The organism is Sphingomonas sp. BK069 (genome assembly GCF_014193405.1).
In the GTDB taxonomy this organism is placed as follows: Bacteria; Pseudomonadota; Alphaproteobacteria; order Sphingomonadales; family Sphingomonadaceae; genus Sphingomonas.
The window spans coordinates 1-13,197 of the sequence record NZ_JACHZH010000005.1; the positions used below are offsets into that span (position 1 = coordinate 1).

General features: G+C 67.7%; 11 protein-coding genes and 1 tRNA gene. 4 read left to right on the forward strand and 8 right to left on the reverse strand.

Features of this window, described 5'->3' with window-relative positions; all coding sequences use genetic code 11:
• The first annotated feature begins 737 nt into the window (after positions 1-737).
• A complete protein-coding gene (locus FHY02_RS15415; RefSeq protein WP_260172937.1) occupies positions 738-1,442 on the forward strand; it encodes a PEPxxWA-CTERM sorting domain-containing protein in 705 nt (234 codons plus the stop codon).
• Between the two features lie 949 nt (positions 1,443-2,391).
• Here the strand turns inward: FHY02_RS15415 and FHY02_RS15420 are convergent.
• Positions 2,392-2,787: a hypothetical protein gene (locus FHY02_RS15420; protein WP_183923767.1), complete on the reverse strand. Its 396-nt coding sequence runs from the start codon at positions 2,785-2,787 to the stop codon at positions 2,392-2,394.
• A gap of 340 nt (positions 2,788-3,127) precedes the next feature.
• On the opposite strand from FHY02_RS15420, the gene FHY02_RS15425 reads away from it, so the two are divergent.
• On the forward strand, positions 3,128-4,150 hold the full coding sequence (locus FHY02_RS15425) for an IS110 family transposase (RefSeq protein WP_183923768.1): 1,023 nt from the start codon (positions 3,128-3,130) through the stop codon (positions 4,148-4,150).
• A gap of 926 nt (positions 4,151-5,076) precedes the next feature.
• Here the strand turns inward: FHY02_RS15425 and FHY02_RS15430 are convergent.
• Positions 5,077-5,166 (reverse strand) — tRNA-Ser (locus FHY02_RS15430).
• A gap of 159 nt (positions 5,167-5,325) precedes the next feature.
• On the opposite strand from FHY02_RS15430, the gene FHY02_RS15435 reads away from it, so the two are divergent.
• Positions 5,326-6,087, forward strand: a complete 762-nt coding sequence (locus FHY02_RS15435; RefSeq protein ID WP_183923770.1) for a DUF1134 domain-containing protein — start codon at positions 5,326-5,328, stop codon at positions 6,085-6,087.
• 142 nt (positions 6,088-6,229) lie between these two features.
• On the opposite strand, the gene FHY02_RS15440 is transcribed toward FHY02_RS15435, so the two are convergent.
• From FHY02_RS15440 to FHY02_RS15450, 3 genes are all read right to left on the reverse strand, one after another.
• The gene (locus tag FHY02_RS15440) at positions 6,230-7,090 is read right to left on the reverse strand and encodes an SDR family oxidoreductase (protein ID WP_183923772.1); all 861 of its coding nucleotides are present in this window, start codon (positions 7,088-7,090) and stop codon (positions 6,230-6,232) included.
• Positions 7,087-7,581 carry a MarR family winged helix-turn-helix transcriptional regulator gene (locus tag FHY02_RS15445; RefSeq protein WP_183923774.1) on the reverse strand — a complete coding sequence of 165 codons (495 nt, stop codon included), beginning with the start codon at positions 7,579-7,581 and terminating at the stop codon, positions 7,087-7,089. The genes FHY02_RS15440 and FHY02_RS15445 overlap by 4 nt, the downstream gene beginning before the upstream one ends.
• A gap of 198 nt (positions 7,582-7,779) precedes the next feature.
• Positions 7,780-9,114 (reverse strand): dihydroorotase, encoded by a 1,335-nt coding sequence (locus FHY02_RS15450; protein ID WP_183923777.1) that lies wholly within the window; start codon positions 9,112-9,114, stop codon positions 7,780-7,782.
• A gap of 54 nt (positions 9,115-9,168) precedes the next feature.
• Between FHY02_RS15450 and FHY02_RS15455 the strand changes: the two genes are divergently transcribed.
• A complete protein-coding gene (locus FHY02_RS15455) occupies positions 9,169-9,909 on the forward strand; it encodes a folate-binding protein YgfZ (RefSeq protein WP_183923779.1) in 741 nt (246 codons plus the stop codon).
• 11 nt (positions 9,910-9,920) lie between these two features.
• Here the strand turns inward: FHY02_RS15455 and FHY02_RS15460 are convergent, their stop codons facing one another.
• The 3 genes from FHY02_RS15460 to hrcA all read right to left on the reverse strand — a co-directional run bounded on the left by FHY02_RS15460 (position 9,921) and on the right by hrcA (position 13,100).
• Positions 9,921-11,144, reverse strand: a complete 1,224-nt coding sequence (locus FHY02_RS15460; RefSeq protein WP_183923781.1) for a threonine synthase — start codon at positions 11,142-11,144, stop codon at positions 9,921-9,923.
• A gap of 317 nt (positions 11,145-11,461) precedes the next feature.
• Complete coding sequence (gene grpE / locus FHY02_RS15465) at positions 11,462-12,013, reverse strand: nucleotide exchange factor GrpE (protein ID WP_183923783.1); 552 nt, start codon at positions 12,011-12,013, stop codon at positions 11,462-11,464.
• Between the two features lie 43 nt (positions 12,014-12,056).
• Positions 12,057-13,100: a heat-inducible transcriptional repressor HrcA gene (hrcA, locus tag FHY02_RS15470; RefSeq protein ID WP_183924337.1), complete on the reverse strand. Its 1,044-nt coding sequence runs from the start codon at positions 13,098-13,100 to the stop codon at positions 12,057-12,059.
• Between the last annotated feature and the right edge of the window lie 97 nt (positions 13,101-13,197).

Below are 13,197 nucleotides of genomic sequence, written 5' to 3' on the forward strand. Positions count from 1 at the left end.
ACCCGCTACGACCGCTGCCCAACCGCATTCTTCTCCGCCATCGCGCTCGCTGCCACTGTCATCTTCTGGCTGTGATCAACGAGTCCTGACCCTAGGCGACCGCACGCAGCTTCGTTCAAAGCTTGTGCGACGAGTCGCGCTCCGTCATTTTCAAGGGTGAGGTCGGAGGAGCGGCAGAGGGTTGCGAGCATGTGGCTGACGATAGCCCGACTTAGTCTCGGCGTCGACCCGAGGACCCAGAAGCGGTCACTCCCGGCACTCTGAACGGCTCCCAACTTCGTACGCCCATTCATCTCCGCCGCCGACACGCGTGACGCGCCGCGCAGCCGTTAGCCCGGTCGGTCTGGCTGGTTTGAGCACCGGCGGCTCTAAAGCAGTTGAGACCGCTAGATGGGTTCTCGGATCGAGCTCGTGATACTGACAGATCAGCCGCATCCGAGGATCCAAGCTGCCGCCACCCTCGCCAACGACGGTCAGGTGGTTACCTTGACTATGCAGGTCGGGCAATCTGGCGATGGCACCGAGGCGGATTGGCAAGATGTAGAGAACCACAGGCTGCCCAATTCCGAGCTACGATCTTTGACCGCTCGACTACCCCCTTCGCGTCTCGCGTGCTGCCCTACAGCTTCTTTTGGATCGTAGGATTGGAAGAAAGAATGCTTCGATAACGGGCAAACTAAGGTTAATCGCGGATGAACACGGCCATACATGAATCGGCCGGCTCTAAGGGGTATGTCATGAACCGTTCTGCCGTTCTGATTACGGTTGCAGCGTTGGCGGCTTGTGGCACCGGCGCCGCATCCGCCGCCACTATCGTCCAGAACGATAACGAGGTCATCTTGCGCGGCTTCGACGGGTTCGACACCCGCCTGGGGCAGCTCGACACGGTGACGCTTGATATCAGCGTGACCAAGTACCGAATGTGGGGAGTGCAAACCGCAACCGCGATGACTGCGCCGATCACGTGGAGCGCGACAGGCCAGTGGCAGTTGAGCAGCTACAATCCGGCGATCGCATCGGTGCTGGTGCCAATCTCGGGTTCGGGCACGACCACAGTCACCACCCAACCACTGGGCGGGCCGCTTTACACTGGCTTCATGGACGTGCAATTGTCGGGTACCGCGTCGCTCACATTCGACACTGCGTTGTTCGTCGGAAAGCGCAATACCTTCACCGGGTTCGATCTCGGTTATTTTTACTCGACGACAGGCGACACGGTGTTCACTGGGATGGCGGATGCCACCTATCGCCAGGTTCCCGGCGGATGTTCGGTGCTGTGGAATGCGGGCGCGGAGGATCTGTGCGGGTGGCTAAACTTCAAGCTGACTTACGACTATACGCCGGCGGTGCCGGAACCTGCGACGTGGGCGATGATGCTAAGCGGCTTCGCCATCACCGGCGCGGCGTTGCGGCGGCGCCGGCGCCAAGTCGCGGTGGCCTGACGCTGGAGCGCCTTCCGATCAGTTCGGATCATCGCCGTGTAACGAGTTTGCGCCGCCGCGTAGAAGTGGTCCGGAGAGCCGTGACGATGGTTCAACATGGTCGAAACCCCGACCCAACACCGGTCACTCAGGGCCACTTGGCGCCGTCCCGATTTCGGACTCTTGTTCATCTCGCCGTGCGAGCCGCTTTGGGCGTTCCGCGCAGCCGTCCGGCTGGCTTATTTTGGCAGGTTAGCGGACGTCGCCGGATCCCCGACTCGTGAGGACGATCAGCTGCCTCATTCGATAGGACGCGCTTCAAACTCCACGAGATCTCCTCCAAAGACGAAGTAGGTACGCCCACCTCCGTCGCGACCGATCTGTCTGCAAGCTTGATCGCCTGATCCGACGCATATTCGGCCGCGGTCCACTCGGTAGGTGCTCTCTACCGCAACGGCGCCCGCCGGCCCGGTGTAGCGCCCACCTGCCCAGAAATACTCTCTCGTCCGCAGCTTTGCCCGTGCTCTAGCGGGCGGAAACAGCGTAGTTCGGCCTACCAACGTCTTCCGGATCTCTGCATCGGTTAGACGCCTAATCCGCTCCGTCTGAGGCTGCGTCGTCGCGAAGGCGCTAAGCCCGATAATCGCCAACAAAAACATCGCTGGTCCTCACCGCTTATTGGCATCAGCATGCCGAGCGGTACCGCGCTTTGCTAGCTGAAGGCGCCGAGGCGTGCAGTCGAGATGGCACATTATCGATGTCCGTAATTCGGCGATCTTCGTGTAACGAAGCGCCGCGCTGATCAGCGCTTTCCAGTCACCTCGACCAAACCGCTGTTGCCAGGAACAAAGTAGCGCCAGGTATACCCCGATTTATATTCCAAGCTGGTCCGATCCAAGAGGACGGTGGCTCGGTCGGTAACAGGGCAGTTGTTGCAGCTCGTAAGATATTTGCCCGGCGGAACGATGGCTTAGCGGAGCAACGTGGACTCGCCCGTATCGGCGACCTTACCAGTCATCCAGCTACCGTCAGCCTGTTGCTCCGCAACCAGGAGGGCGTGCTTGTCCCCGCTGACGGAGGACTGGCCGATCGAGTATAGTTCTAGACGACCGTCGTCGTCGAAATCCCAAAGCTGTGCTGGAGGCGAGATCGGTCGGTTCGGCACCCAACCGTCCGGCAACGGCGCATCCGCGAACGCCCGTGCGATCCTCGTTAGGCGCTTAGCATCGGCGGATGACTTGCGGCTGTTTTCAAGCCAATATTTCGTGCCCGCGGGTGTCAGCGGCGTCTGCGCGACGGCCGCTCCTACACTAGAGGCGAGAATCAGCAACGCGCCGATCGATGGCTTCCGAAGCGCCGAGATCATTGGTGTTAAATGAGTTCCGCCGCGTCCGATTGTCAATGCTCCCTCGCCTCGAAACGGCGCAGTCCTGAGGAGTTGAGAGGCGGGCCTGCCCGAATGGCAGATGCAGCACCAGCCCCGCTGCCGACCCAAGCTAGCTAGCTCGCCTTTCGGAGGGCTGCGAGGAGAGCGAACCGGGATGACTGATTTCGGGCGGACTGCGCCCCCTCCCTCTCGTGGCGAGGACCCAACTCCGGTCACTCAGGTCGGCCTGCCAGCTCCTTAACGTCGTTGGGGTGGACGCCCCCTGACGGCATCGATGTGCCAGAGTGGAGGTGTTGAAACACCACTGTAGGAGGCGTCCGTGGGTGAGGTTAGCACAGTCGGCATCGATCTGGCCAAGTCGGTTTTTCAGGCTCACGGTGAGGATGCGAGCGGCGGGGTCGTGTTCCGCAAGAAGCTTCGGCGTGATCAGGTTCTGCCGTTCTTTTCGACCTTACCGCGATGCGTGGTCGCGATGGAGGCGAACGCGAGTGCCCACTATTGGGCACGCGAGCTCGCCGCACTGGGTCACGACACCAAATTGATCCCACCGGCGTACGTGAAGCCGTTCGTCAAACGGCAGAAGAACGACATGGCCGATGCAGAAGCGATCTGTGAGGCGGCGCAGCGCCCGACGATGCGGTTCGTTCAAGGCAAAAGTGCTGAGGCGCAGGCATCGGCGGTGGTGTTCCGGACCCGCGACCTGCTCGTGCGTCAACGTACCCAGTTGATCAACGCCCTGCGCGGCCACCTCACCGAGTTCGGCTACATCGTGCGTCAGGGTGTTGGGCACGTCGGCAAGCTCGTCGAGATCGTCGCCGACCCGGCTTCCGATCTGCCGGCCGAGGCGCGCCCCGTACTGGCCGTCATCGCACAGGGCTTACAGGCGCTACAGGAGCAGATCGCCCTTCTCGATCGTGAGATCGCGAGCCGGGCGAAGGCGAACCCGGTTGCGAAGCGGCTGATGACGATCCCCGGTGTCGGCCCCGTGACAGCGACCGCACTGGTGGCGCTAGCGCCAGCCGCCAGCACCTTCCGGCGGGGACGCGACTTCGCAGCCTGGCTCGGCCTCGTTCCGCGCCAGCATTCGAGCGGCGGCAAGGAACGGCTGGGACGTACAACCAAGATGGGCGAGCGCAGCCTGCGACGCCTGCTGATCCTGGGGGCAAGTTCGGCAACGAAGGTCGCGGCGCGCAAGCCCGATAAGGCCAGTGCGTGGTTAGCAGGCATGCTCGCGCGCAAGCCGCGCATGCTGGTCACCGTCGCGTTCGCGAACAAGATGGCACGGATCGTCTGGGCGCTGATGGCGCACGGCGGCACCTACAGAGCTCCGGCCGCGGCGTAACTGCCAAGGCTTGAGGCGTCAGGGACGCAGGAAAGGTCAGTAGAGAGGAATGGCGCAACGGTCAGCAGACGGGGTTGGGATAACCAGTGCACTGTCCAAGCGCCTCGAGCGCGCGAAAGCGGTTTGGACCCGATCCGCGATCTCCATTCAGGCCAGCAGCCGTGATGAAGGCTGCATCAACAGGCCGGACACACGGAAGCACCTGAACCCGCGCGCTAAAATCTCTCCGCCACCCCCTTGCATTCGGAGGGGCGTCCACACACGGACGGGCAGTTATCCACCCCTCCGCCGGCAATCGGGCCCCCCTTCCCTGCCCCGTAAAAAGATCCGATTGCCGCCGCCGCCAGTCGGAAACGATTAGGCAGTATCTCAGCGGTCCATGCCTGGATCCTCGCCGCCCCTCCACAAGCGGCCATAAAGGCCGAGCCGCGGACCGAAGCAGCCGGGCAGCTTTCACGGCCGTTGTGCGGGACACCGGCGTACGGGAATTCCGGCGTGATTTGGGCCGAGCTCGATAGCCGCGGATCACCTTCGTAAACGACACTCCCAATCCGTGTGGGACGGGTACTCTCAAACTCGACCCGGGGGGCGCGACTACATCAGGATGGAACCGCTCTAAGCGACGGCGGCTTCAGCCTCACCACGTCCCCGCCCCCCGGGGGCCAACCTTTTGACAGTTTTGTCAGTGAAGGGCGTAGCGCGTCATCGATGAAGCTATCAGCGAGGCAAGTAGGCGAGATCGGATGCAAAAGCGTCCATTACGCACACAAAGGGCGTGCGGCATCAGAGGCTCGGCCTCGATTCAGCGTTCGTAGCGGTTCATCGCCGATCGCCGACAACCGCATCAGAGTGTGGGAACAGATGAGGGAACGAAGCGACGACTGCCGCAAAAACACGAGCTTTTCTGCCGATTTTTTCAGCAGCCTTGGCGGAGACGGAGGGATTCGAACCCTCGATACGGTTTCCCGTATGACGCTTTAGCAAAGCGTTGGTTTCAGCCACTCACCCACGTCTCCGGGCCGGCGTGAGGCGCGGCTATAGCGAGCGTCATCGGCGTGATCAATGGGCCTGCGGCGATTCAGCGCGGCGCGTCACGGAGTCGGGTCGTCGCGGTGTTCATTGCCCCGACAGCACCGCTGTCGCTATGCTCGCGCTCCGGTGTGGGGACAGTGACGATGCGGACGATATGGCGCGGCGCGCGGGGCGCGATGATGGTGGCGGGGCTCATGCTCGCCGGACCGGGGAGCGCGCAGGTGCGCACGATCGATCCCAATGCCGCGATCGATCAGGACGTCGGCGGCCAGCCGGCGGTGCGCACGCCGCGCGCGCCACTGCCCGCCGAGCCGACCCAAAGCGGTGACGACCCGCTGCCCTCGGCCGAGACGCCGCCCGCCACGCCGAGTCCGCCCACGCCGCAGGGCGACGCGCGTGCCAACGCCACCACCAACGCGGCGGAGACGTACAAGCGCGACGATCTGATCGCCGCGGGCGAGGGCGTGTTCGGCAAGGGCGCGGAAGGCTTCGCGCAGATCATCGAGAAGATCCTGAAGGACCAGGGCGAGCCCAACGCCTATATCGCGGGGCGCGAGGCCTCGGGCGCGTTCGTCGTCGGGCTGCGCTACGGCTCGGGCATCATGACGCACAAGGTCGAGGGCCAGCGCCCGGTCTATTGGACCGGGCCGTCGGTCGGCTTCGACGTCGGCGGCGACGCCAACAAGGTCTTCGTGCTGGTCTACAACCTCTACGACACGCACGACCTGTTCAACCGCTTTCCCGGTGCCGAGGGACGGCTCTACTTCGTCGGCGGCTTCGCGGCGACGTATCTGCGCCGCGGCAACGTCGTGCTGATCCCGGTGCGGCTGGGCGTCGGCTGGCGCGCCGGGGTCAACGTCGGCTACATGAAGTTCAGCGAGACCGCCAAATGGCTGCCGTTCTGATCGGGTGAGCGCGGGCGCGCGCGCTGCCCGCGCGTCGCTCGGGAACGCCTGGCAAGAGTGCCGGGCCGCCGTCGCGTGACCCCCACGGCACAGCGGATTGCGCCATCGACCCTACGAGGCACCGGTCCCGACCGGCGCTGCGTCAGGGAAGCGTGAAACGCTCGCGGTGATCGCGAAGGAACGTAGTGAAATCAAGCGGGGGCGTACCGGTGAGGCGCTCGATCTCGAAGGTAGGGTCGATATCGTGATGTCCCGCGACGACATCGTTGAACTGCGCGACGAGCCCGCCGGCCATCCAGCGCGAGTTGCCGGTCAGGCGAAGGATCGCCCGAAACACCGGCGTCGGTAGATCGAGATAGCGGATTTTGCGGCCCAGTACCTGCGACAGCCGCAGCGCCGCGGCCTTCATGTCGAACGTCTCCGGCCCGGTGAGAAAATAAGTCGCTTTCTCATGACCTTCCTGTGTCAGCACGGTGGCGGCGACGCGTGCGACGTCTCGCGTATCCACCCAGGAAACCGATCCTTCGCCTGCGACCTGCGGCAAGAAGCCGCTGGCGATCGGGTTCTTGAACCACAGGAAGTTCTGCATGAAGGCGGTGGGCTTCAGGATCGTCCAGCCGATACCCGACCCGCGCAGATGATGGTCGATCAGCGCGTGCGATCTCGCCCACGGCACCGGCGATCGCACGTTGCTGTCGGACGCGGAGATCTTCACGATCCTTCCGACCCCGACGCGCTTGGCCGCGTTGATTGCCCCGGTCTCCTGTCGAACCTGTTCAGGGGTCGGCGGCGTGATCAGGAACATCGTGTCGCAGCCCTGCATCGCGGCCGGCAATGTCTCCGGCCGATCGAAATCGCCCTGCGCGGCGTCCATGCCGTTACGTCGTAGTGTTTCGACCTGCGATGGCTTGCGGCACAGCGCGCGGAACGGCACGCCGGCGTCGCACAGCAACCGGCATAGTTCGCCGCCGATACCGCCGGTCGCTCCTGACACCAGGATCATGAGGCCATGGTCTCCGAGGTTCGAGCGGCACTGACATCGCGGCGCGCGTCGATCTCCTGCGAGATGACGTCGATCATCTCGTCCAACGTCCGGACCGCGTGGCGCAGGCGATCCGCGCCGATCCGGTCGACAATGGCCTGATCGAGCGGGGCTACGACCTGTTCGGCGGCGGTGACCGCCCGCAGCCCGGCCTCGGTCAGCACCACGAGTTTGGCGCGGCGGTGATGCGGGTTCGCCCTGAACTCGACCAGTCCCCGCACGGCGAGGACATCGACGATCCGCTGTACCCCTTGCCGGGCCAGACCCATGTTGCGGGCGATCGATGCGGTCGGAAGCGGGGTGGCGGCATAGCGCAAGGCCGCGAGCACCTGCCACCAGGCGCTGGTGAGACCCAGATGCGCGACGAGGTCATTTCCTGCACTGACCAGACGCCCGTTGGCCGCGAAGATCGCGAACGCCAACGCGCGTACGTCGATCGTCTGACCCTGCATTGGACAGCCTGCTGTTAGATTGACAACATCCTGTCAAACCCGTGATCGCATAAGCTGTTCCGGCCGAGCCGCGCGAGGTGGAGGCAGACGCATGCGATGCGGCCGGACGCGCCGTCGCACACCAGCGTCGGCGCTCGTGCCTTAAGCCAAAGTGCGCCCCCCGTCAGCGATGGCCCGCCCCGCGGTTGCGCAGCGCCGTTACTTCCCGCCCGGGAACTGAGTCGCCTCGAAGCGCAGCGGCTGGCCCTGCGGCGCGGTGCCGAGCTCGTCCTCCCACATCGCCACCTCGCCGCGGATGATCGTGCCGATCGGCTTGCCGGTCAGCTCCATGCCGGTGAAGGGCGACCAGCCCGCGCGCGACGCCAGCCAGCGGTCCTCGATCGTCCAGCGCTTGCGCAGGTCCACCACGGTGAAGTCGGCGTCATAGCCGCGCGCAATCCGCCCCTTGCCGACCAGCCCGAAGATGCGCTGCGCGCCCGCGCTGGTCAGCTCGATCACGCGCTGGAGCGACAGCCGGCCGTTGGCGGCATGGTCGAGCAGCAGCGGCAGCAGCGTCTGCACGCCCGGCATGCCGCTCGGGCTCGCCGGATAGGCCTTGCCCTTCTCCTCCAGCGTGTGCGGCGCGTGGTCGGAACCGATCACGTCGGGCACGCCCTGGTTGAGCCAGTGCCACAGCCCGTCGCGGTGCGCGCCCGATCGGATCGGCGGGTTCATCTGCGCCAGCGTGCCGAGCCGCGGATAGGCCTCCTCGCCCGCCAGCGTGAGATGCTGCGGCGTCACCTCGCAGGTCGCGATGTCCTTGTTGCGCCCGAGCAGCTCGAGCTCGGCCGGCGTGGTCACGTGCAGCACGTGGATGCGCCGCCGCGCCGCGCGCGCCAGCCGCAGGATCCGCGTCGTCGCCAGCATCGCGCTCTCGTCGTCGCGCCACACCGGGTGCGACGAGGGATCGCCCGCGACGCGCTCGCCGGCGCGCGCGTTCATCCGGTCCTCGTCCTCGGCGTGGATCGCGACGCGGCGGACGCCGTGCGCCAGCACCTCGGCGAGGCGCGAATCCTCGCTCACCAGCAGGTCGCCGGTGGAGGCGCCCATGAAGATCTTCACGCCGGCGGTGCCGGGCAGCCGCTCCAGCTCGGCGAGCTCGCGCGCATTGTGGTTGGTGGCGCCGACGTAGAAGGCGTGGTCGCACCACATCCGGCCCTGCGCGCGCGCGAGTTTGTCGGCGATCGCCTCGGCCGAGTCGGTGTTGGGCTTGGTGTTGGGCATCTCGAACACCGCCACCACGCCGCCGCGCACCGCGGCCTCGCTGCCGCTCGCGAGATCCTCCTTATGCTCCAGTCCGGGCTCGCGGAAATGCACCTGGCTGTCGATCACCCCGGGCAGGATGTCGAGCCCGGTGCAGTCGATCCGCCGCCCGGCATCGCCGCTCGCGCCGATCGCGACGATGCGCCCGTCGCTCACGCCCACGTCGGCCTGCACCGGGCCGCCCGGGGTATGGACGGTGCCGCCGCTCAGCAGGAGATCGTAGCTCGCCATCGTCGGTCCTTTCCGGGTCTTTCACCGTGTGTGGCGCCTCCCTACCTTGCCGACATGAGCGATACCAGACCGGCCACCACGCTCGCCGACCGCGCGCTGCTGCGGCTCTCCGGCGACGACCCGCGCGGCTTCCTCCAGGGGCTCGTCACCAACGACACGGGCAGCCCGCTGCCGTGCTGGGCGGGGCTGCTGTCGCCGCAGGGCAAGGCCTTGTTCGACTTCCTCGTCTGGGCCGACGACGCCGACGTGCTGCTCGACGTCGAGCGTGACGCGCGCGACGCGCTGGCGCGGCGGCTCACGATGTACCGGCTGCGCCGCGCGATCACGATCGCGCCCGAGGACACGCTCGCGGTCCATTGGGCGGCCGAGCGGCCCGACGTCGCCGACGCGGTACCCGACCCGCGGCTGGCGGCGCTCGGCTGGCGCTGGATCGCGCCCGCGGACGCGGGAGACGCTTCGGCACCGTGGCGGGCCCACCGCCTGTCGCTCGGCGTACCCGAGGGACGCGCCGAGCTGGGCGACGGCGAGACGCTCTGGCTCGAGGCCAACGCGCGCGAGCTGGGCGGGGTGAGCTTCGCCAAGGGTTGCTACGTCGGCCAGGAGAATACCGCGCGGATGCACCATCGCAGCAAGGTCAACCGCCGGCTGGTGGTGGCGCCGCTCGCGCCCCACGAGGCCAAGGCGCGCGCGCTCTACCCCGAGCTGGGGCTGATGGTGGCGCTGCGCCGCGTCGAGGCGCTCGGCGACGCGCTTCGCCCCGCGTGGCTGGCCGAGACGCTCGACGCGGACGCCTGAGATCTAGGCGCTCACAGCCGATCGAAGTCGATCGCGCCGTGGCGATCGAGCCGCTGCTCCGCTGGCGGCAGCGGGTATTTCAGCCCGGTCGCGCAGTTGAACAGCACCACCTCCTCGTCCTCGTCGACCTCGCCGTCGCGCAGCGCCTGGTGATACGCCGCCAGCGTCGCCCCGCCTTCGGGGCAGAGCAGCAGCCCGTCCTGCCGCGCGCAGGCGTCGACCGCCGCCAGGATCGCGGGGTCACCCACCGCCAGCGCCTTGCCGCCGCTCTCGCGCACCGCGCGCAGGATGAGGAAGTCGCCGACCGCGCGCGGCACGCGGATGCCCGCGGCGACGGTGTGCGCGTCCTCCCAGCGCTCGGCGTGCTCCTCCCCCGCCTCGAAGGCGCGGACGATCGGTGCGCAGCCAGACGCCTGCACCGCGTACATGCGCGGCCGCTCGCTGCCGATCCAGCCGAGCCGCTCGAGCTCGTCGAACGCCTTCCACATGCCGATCAGTCCGGTGCCGCCGCCGGTCGGGTAGAAGATCGCCCTGGGCAACCGCCAGCCGAGCTGCGCGGCGAGCTCCAGCCCCATCGTCTTCTTGCCCTCGATCCGATAGGGCTCCTTGAGCGTCGAGAAATCGAACCAGCGTCCCTCCGCCGCGCCCTTGCCGACGATCGCGCCGCAGTCGTCGATCAGTCCGTTGACCCGCCACACGCGCGCGCCCTGCGCCGCGATCTCGCGCACGTTCACCTCGGGCGTGTCCTCGGGGCAGAAGACGATCGTCTCGATCCCCACGCGCGTGGCATAGGCCGCCAGCGCCGCGCCGGCGTTGCCGTTGGTCGGCATCGCGATGCGCGTGACGCCGAGCTCCTTGGCCATCGCCACCGCCATCACCAGCCCGCGCGCCTTGAAGCTGCCGGTCGGCAAGCGGCCCTCGTCCTTGACCCAGACGTTGGCGCCCCCGCTCCGCGCGATCGGGATCAGCGGCGTCTCGATCTCGCCGAGGCTGACCACGTTGGCGGTGTGCCGCACCGGCAGCAGCTCGCGCCAGCGCCACAGGTCCGTCGCGCGCGCCGCCAGCGTGTCGCGCGGCAGCGCGGCACGGACGGAGTCGAGGTCGTAGCGCACCAGCAGCGGACGTCCGGCACGCGAGAGGTTGTGGAGCTGGTCCGCCGCGTAATGCTCGCCGGTCAGCGAACACTCCAGATGGGTCACGAAGGTGGCGCGCTCGGCGGTGAGATTGTCGTTCATGCGATAGCCTTAGCGGGTAGCGCGGCGGCGTCCACTGCGGCGGCGCGGCGGGCGGTCGAGGGTGGCCGGTCCTGATGCGGCATGTTCAGCGAGACGCGTCCCGTCTCGCCTCCACACCCTCCGTCATCCCGGACTTGTTCCGGGATCCAGCCCCCTGCAAGAGGAACGCCTGCAGGATGTGCGGCATGGTGGATCCCGGACCAAGTTCGGGATGACGGTGGAGGGTGACCGGCGCGCGCTCATCGCGCGCCTGCCCTGCAGCTCAGAGGTACGCAGCAGCGCCACCAACGCGGCGGCAGGCCACCCCCGCCCTCACCTCACTCCGGCCTCTTCGCCACCCCGACCAGCGCCGGGCGCAGCAGCCGGTCCTTGATCATCCAGCCCGACTGCATCTCCTGCACCACCGTGCCCGGCTCAGCGTCGCTCGGCATCTCCACCATCGCCTGGTGGCGGTTGGGGTCGAGCGGCTGGCCCATCGCCTCGATCTTGGTCAGCCCGTGGCGCGCGAACACGTTGGTCAGCTCGCGCCCGGTCGCCTCCAGCCCGGTGACGAGCCCCTTGAACTTGTCGTCGGCGCGCAGCTCCTCCGGGATCGCGGCCAGCGCGCGCTCGAGATTGTCGTTCACCGACAGCACGTCGCGCGCGAAGTTGGTGGCGGCATAGGCGCGCGCGTCGGCCGCGTCCTTCTCCGCGCGGCGGCGCACGTTCTGGATGTCGGCCTGCGCGTACAGCGTCTCCTGGCGCGCGGCGGCGAGCTGGTCCTCCAGCTCGGCGATGCGCTGCGCCTGGGTGTCGTGCTCGGCCACCTCGGGCGCGGCCTCGGCGGTGGCCTCGCGCAGGTCGTCGGCGGAAGTCGGTTGGTCGCTCATTCTGTCCCTGTCTACTTAAGCGTCTCGAACGGGTGCGCGCGCGTCACCCGAGCAGGCGGGCGAGCGTCGCGGCGGTGAAATCCACCATGGGCACGACCCGCGCATAGTTCAACCGCGTCGGCCCGATCACCCCGACCACGCCGACCACGCGCCCGTCATGCCCGCGGAACGGTTTCGCGATGACGGAGGATCCCGACAGCGCGAACAGCTTGTTCTCCGCGCCGATGAAGATGCGGGTCGCGTCGCCCGCGCGCGCCGAGTCGAGCAACGCGGCGATCTCCTGCTTGCCCTCGAGGTCGTCGAGCAGCCCGCGCACGCGCTCCAGGTCGGCGGTGGCGGCGTCGTCGAGCAGCCGCCCCTGCCCGCGCACGATCAGCACCGGGCGGCGCGCGCCATCCTCGCTCCACACCGCCAGCCCGCGCTCGACCAGCGCGCGCGCGGCCGCGTCGAGCGCGCTCCGCCCGTCGGCCAGCTCGCGCTCGAGCCGCTGGCGCGCCTCGGCGAGCGTCAGCCCGCCCAGCGTCGCGGTCATGTAATTGCCCGCCTCGACCAGCGCCGAGGGATCGAGCGCGGCAGGCAGGTCGATCACGCGATTCTCCACCGCGCCGTCCTCGCCGACCAGCACCGCCAGCGCCTGGGCCGGGCCGAGCGGGACGAAGCCGATCGAGCGCAGCACCGCCTCGCGCTTGGGCACCATCACCAGCCCGGCGCAGGCGGACAGGCCCGACAGCGCCGCGGTGGTGGCGGCGAGCGCCTCCTCCACCGGCCCGGCGGCGGCGGCGCGCGCCTCGATCTGTGCGCGCTCCTCGATCGAGGGCTCGCGCGCCTGCATCATGCCGTCGACGAACAGCCGCAGGCCGCGCTCGGTCGGCATCCGCCCCGCCGATGTGTGCGGCGCGGCGAGCAGCCCGGCGGCCTCGAGCTGGGCGAGGACGTTGCGGATCGACGCGGGCGAGAGGTTGAGCCCCGCCTGCGCCAGCGCCTTGGAGCCGACCGGCTGGCCGCTGTGGAGATAGCCGTCGACGACGCGGCGGAAGATGTCGCGCGCGCGGTCGGTCAGCTCGGCGATCGGGGGCGAGGGCGTCACGCGCGCAATGTAGGCGGCGGCGGGGGCGGGCTCAACCGGGTGCGGGTGACGGCGGCGGCGGGCGCGAATGTTGCGAATGTTGAGTCGCTGGCGCGTC

Coding starts and splice junctions, on each gene's coding strand:
- FHY02_RS15415 (WP_260172937.1), top strand. CDS start 738: ATGAACCGTTCTGCCGTTCTGATTACGGTTGCAGCGTTGGCGGCTTGT.
- FHY02_RS15420 (WP_183923767.1), bottom strand. CDS start 2,787: ATGATCTCGGCGCTTCGGAAGCCATCGATCGGCGCGTTGCTGATTCTC.
- FHY02_RS15435 (WP_183923770.1), top strand. CDS start 5,326: ATGCGGACGATATGGCGCGGCGCGCGGGGCGCGATGATGGTGGCGGGG.
- FHY02_RS15440 (WP_183923772.1), bottom strand. CDS start 7,090: ATGATCCTGGTGTCAGGAGCGACCGGCGGTATCGGCGGCGAACTATGC.
- FHY02_RS15445 (WP_183923774.1), bottom strand. CDS start 7,581: ATGCAGGGTCAGACGATCGACGTACGCGCGTTGGCGTTCGCGATCTTC.
- FHY02_RS15450 (WP_183923777.1), bottom strand. CDS start 9,114: ATGGCGAGCTACGATCTCCTGCTGAGCGGCGGCACCGTCCATACCCCG.
- FHY02_RS15455 (WP_183923779.1), top strand. CDS start 9,169: ATGAGCGATACCAGACCGGCCACCACGCTCGCCGACCGCGCGCTGCTG.
- FHY02_RS15460 (WP_183923781.1), bottom strand. CDS start 11,144: ATGAACGACAATCTCACCGCCGAGCGCGCCACCTTCGTGACCCATCTG.
- grpE (WP_183923783.1), bottom strand. CDS start 12,013: ATGAGCGACCAACCGACTTCCGCCGACGACCTGCGCGAGGCCACCGCC.